This window comes from Cupriavidus sp. 8B (genome assembly GCF_054589115.1).
This window is the reverse complement of the sequence record NZ_BAAILO010000400.1, coordinates 1-3838: the sequence shown is the minus strand read 5'-3', so window position 1 is coordinate 3838 and position 3838 is coordinate 1. Positions and strand designations below refer to the sequence as shown.

The following is a 3838-nucleotide window of genomic DNA, read 5'->3' as shown; positions in this document are numbered from 1 at the left end:
TTCGGACTTTCTGCTCAAGCCGCTTTCCGATCATCAGGTGATCGAGTCGGTTACAGTCGCAATCGCCAAGGATGGAGTTCGACTGAGTGCAGAGCGATTGCGCACTGAATTGCTCGTTGCCTACCAATCGCTCACGACCAGGGAGCGCGAAGTGCTAGTTCATGTAGTCCGCGGTGCGATGAACAAGCAGATTGCAGCCGAACTGGGCATCAGCGATATCACCGTCAAGGTACACCGCGCTGCGGCGATGCGAAAGATGAGGGCAACCTCCCTAGCCGACATTGTGCGCAAAGCCGACCTAATCGGCCTCACACCGGACAGTGATGATCGTCTCCCCAATCATTTTGTCCCGAATCGACGGATTAATGACATGTGAAACCGCATGGGTTTCCACCACATTAGAGGGCAAGTGGCGCTGTGGTCTGAAGCACTGAGGCAAGCGCTTTCTCTTCTAACGAAAGGATGTGGTAATGCAACTCACCGGGAACACCATCTTTATTACGGGCGGGACGTCGGGCATTGGCCTGGGATTGGCGAAGGCCTTTCATGCCTTGGGAAACAAGGTCATCATTGCTGGACGCCGCAAAGCACTTCTGCGGCAGATCTCCGCGGAGTATCCCGGCATCGATGGCGTTGAACTCGATATTTCCGAGGCTGCCGACATCGCGCGCGTGGCGAAGGACTTGATCTCGGACTATCCCACGCTGAACGTTCTAATCAACAACGCGGGCATCATGCCGTTTGACGACGCGTCGACTCCCGTCGAGGACGCCGCGTCTCGCAGCATCCTCGACACCAACCTCTTGGGCCCGATCCGCATGACATCGGAGCTCGTCGAGCATCTGAAGGGTCAACCTCGCTCGACGATTATCTACAACACGTCGGTGCTGGCGTATGTCCCGATCGCCACTAATGCAGTCTATTCCGCATCGAAAGCGGCACTGCACTCTTATGCCCTGTCGCAGCGCTTCATGCTCCGCGCGACCAACGTGACAGTCCAGGAGATCGCACCGCCTTGGGTCGACACCGACCTCGTCAAGAAGAGCGGCGATCCGCGTGCCATGCCCCTGGACGCGTTTATCGAAGAAACCATGCGCGGCCTCGGGACCGAAGAGCATGAGGTGTTTGTCGAGTCCATTCGCGCCATGCGCGATAACCCGGGACTCGGCGAGCATCAGTTGGTTCACGACTTCAACCAGTACATCGCCGATAACCCCATCCCGGTTTAACGAGAAGCCTGGCGCCCCGGCCCGGAGTGCCAGTGACCACGCGCAGGAGAAGATCTGTGTCACACAATAGCCGTGCGGTAACGGCACCCGCGGCCTCCGCGGTACCCGCCCCCGAACGCAACGACTCGCTTGTACCCGCCTTGTTTCTGGCGCTCGGCACGTTTGCGATTGGCACCGAGGGATTCATGATTGCGCCTCTGCTATCTACGATGGCAGCCGATTTCGGGATGACCGTGCCACATATCGCACTGCTCGTCGTGGTATTCACACTGACCATGGCCGTGAGTTCACCTGTCGCGACGGTCATGACGGCGCGATTACGGCGTCGCAGCGTACTGCTGTTCGCCATGACCATCTTTGGCGGAGGAAACCTGCTGGCCGCCTGGTCGCCCAGCTTCGGGCTGCTGATGACCGCACGCGTGATGATGGCCGTTGCTTCTGGTCTATATGTGCCGAACGCCAACGCCCTTGCCGGTGCGATCGTATCTGCTAGCAAGCGAGGCCGGGCGTTGGCCATTGTGAGCGGGGGTATGACACTGGCGATCGCGCTGGGCTTGCCTCTTGGCGGCGTAGTGGGACATGCCTTCGGCTGGCGTGCCACCTTTCTGGCGGTCGGCGCGATGAGCCTGACGGCGATTGCAGGGATTCTCGTCGGCGTCGCCCGGGATGCCGGTGCTGGCATTCCTGTGGCAACGCTATCGCAACGGCTCTCAATCGCCCGTCAGCCTGCCGTCGTCCGATTGCTTTCGGTGAGCCTATTCTGGTCCATTGGTGCCTATGCTGCATATCCCTATATCGCAGCCTACCTCTCTCGCGTGCTTGAATTCGACGCAGTTGGCATCAATGCGACTGTTTCGATGTGGGGCCTGGCGGCGGCAGTGGGTGTTACGGCGGGAGGGACGCTGACGGACAAGTTTGGCTCGAGCCGGGTGGCGCGCTACTCGCTTTTCGCCCTGGCACTTTCATTCTGGGCGCTCGCCTTGTCGGCCTCCACGCATTCGGCGGGCCCGGCGCTGTTACCAGTCCTGGCGGCGATCGCGGTATGGGGCTTCGCCGTCTGGGCGTTCTTCCCGGCACAGATGTCGCGCCTGATGGCAGCCGGCAGCCCGTCCCAGGCACCGCTCTCGCTGGCCTTAAACACGTCGACCATGTACTTCGGCTTTTCCATTGGCAGCGCGATAGGTGCGGCGATTCTGGCGACTGAGGCAATCTGGGGCATTGGCCTATTCGCCGGCGCGTGTGAGATGGTCGCCCTTATTCTCAATCGCCATGTGGCACAGGCTAGGTAATGAAAAAGGTCCATTCTATGAACAGCATCGCGAAAGCCATCATCGACGCCCACGGGGGCATCACCCAATGGCGGAAATTTACAAAGGTCCAGGCCGACTTGAGCCAAGGTGGGGCACTATGGGCTATCAAATCCCAACCCGGTGTACTCGACACGACTACGGTCACAGTAAGTACCGACAGGCAATGGGCATCACACGAACCGTTCGGAACGCTCGCGAGCAGGAGTGACTTTATGGGACGCCGAATCGCTCTACTAGATGCGGCCAACCAAGTTCTGCAAGAGCGTATGCAGCCCCGCACCTCGTTCGAAGGACACAAGCTGGAAACCCCTTGGGATCCCCTGCAGCTAGCCTTCTTCGCTGGCTGTGCGATGTGGACCTACCTGAATACACCATTCTTGCTCGCATGGGACGGTGTAGTGTGCGAGGACGCTGGGACATGGACAGAGCGCGGCGAAACGTGGCGCAAGATCGAGGTGCGCTACCCAGATTCGCTAGAGGTCTTCAGCAATGCACAGGCAATCTACGTTGATTCCGACAATCTAGTACGCCGCCTCGACTATGACGTGGAGATCGCCGGCAATACAGCCGGAGCGCATTACGTCGGCGACTACATCACGGTTTCAGGCATCCGCTTCCCGACAAGACGTCGTATCTATCCGCGCCTGCCCGACGGTCAAGCGATCCCGGAGCCGCTGGTCGTCTCGATTGATGTCAACAACATTACCCTTAGCTGAAGAAGGAGTTACGCAGCGCGAGGAAGTATGTCGCGGCATTCTAGCCATATCTTTGCCCCCAGAATGCACGCCAACACGCTCTCCATTGCGCTCAATCGACTCATTTTTCCTAGCCTGCGGCTTCTCTAACAGGCTGCAGAAGTACTAACCGCAAAAGCGGCAAGACTTCCCGCTTCATGGCTGATGCGCCCCCTATTTTCACAATCCGGAAGCTGCGCGTCATTTCATCGATTTTTTGATGATTTGATGCCCGTTTCTGGCCTCATTACCGCGATTACTGCAACTGCGGGCGGATTTCTCCCAGCGAGCGCATGCGCACCAAGTTGTACGCGGCCATGCTCAACACAAACGTCTGGTCAACTTTCTTCGGTCCGCGCACCATCACCTGACGCATGCGCGCCCCCACGGTCTTGGCCCAGCCAAAGCCTTGTTCGATCAGCTTGCGCTTTTGCTGCGAAATGGCATAACCCCCGCTGCAGGCGATCTTATCCGGAACCGCCGAGCGTCGCCCGGAGGTGTTTTGCGCCACGTGGGGCGTGACCCTCATCTCAAGGCAAGCCTCAATGAACTCGGCCGCGTCATA

4 protein-coding genes and 1 pseudogene are annotated in these 3838 nt (G+C 58.9%); 4 read left to right on the top strand and 1 reads right to left on the bottom strand.

The window, feature by feature from the left end:
* The 4 genes from ACYP5B_RS37655 to ACYP5B_RS37640 form a co-directional block, all read left to right on the top strand.
* Positions 1-376, top strand: a 376-nt coding sequence (locus ACYP5B_RS37655; RefSeq protein WP_459572971.1) for a response regulator transcription factor, incomplete at its 5' end; no start/stop codon positions are given.
* 94 nt (positions 377-470) lie between these two features.
* Complete coding sequence (locus ACYP5B_RS37650; protein ID WP_459572970.1) at positions 471-1229, top strand: SDR family oxidoreductase; 759 nt, start codon at positions 471-473, stop codon at positions 1227-1229.
* Between the two features lie 140 nt (positions 1230-1369).
* Entirely contained in the window at positions 1370-2518 is a 1149-nt protein-coding gene (locus tag ACYP5B_RS37645; protein ID WP_459572969.1) for an MFS transporter, read from the top strand.
* Between the two features lie 17 nt (positions 2519-2535).
* On the top strand, positions 2536-3255 hold the full coding sequence (locus tag ACYP5B_RS37640; RefSeq protein WP_459572972.1) for a hypothetical protein: 720 nt from the start codon (positions 2536-2538) through the stop codon (positions 3253-3255).
* 274 nt (positions 3256-3529) lie between these two features.
* Here the strand turns inward: ACYP5B_RS37640 and ACYP5B_RS37635 are convergent.
* Positions 3530-3838, bottom strand: a pseudogene (locus tag ACYP5B_RS37635) (IS5/IS1182 family transposase); the annotation flags it as partial.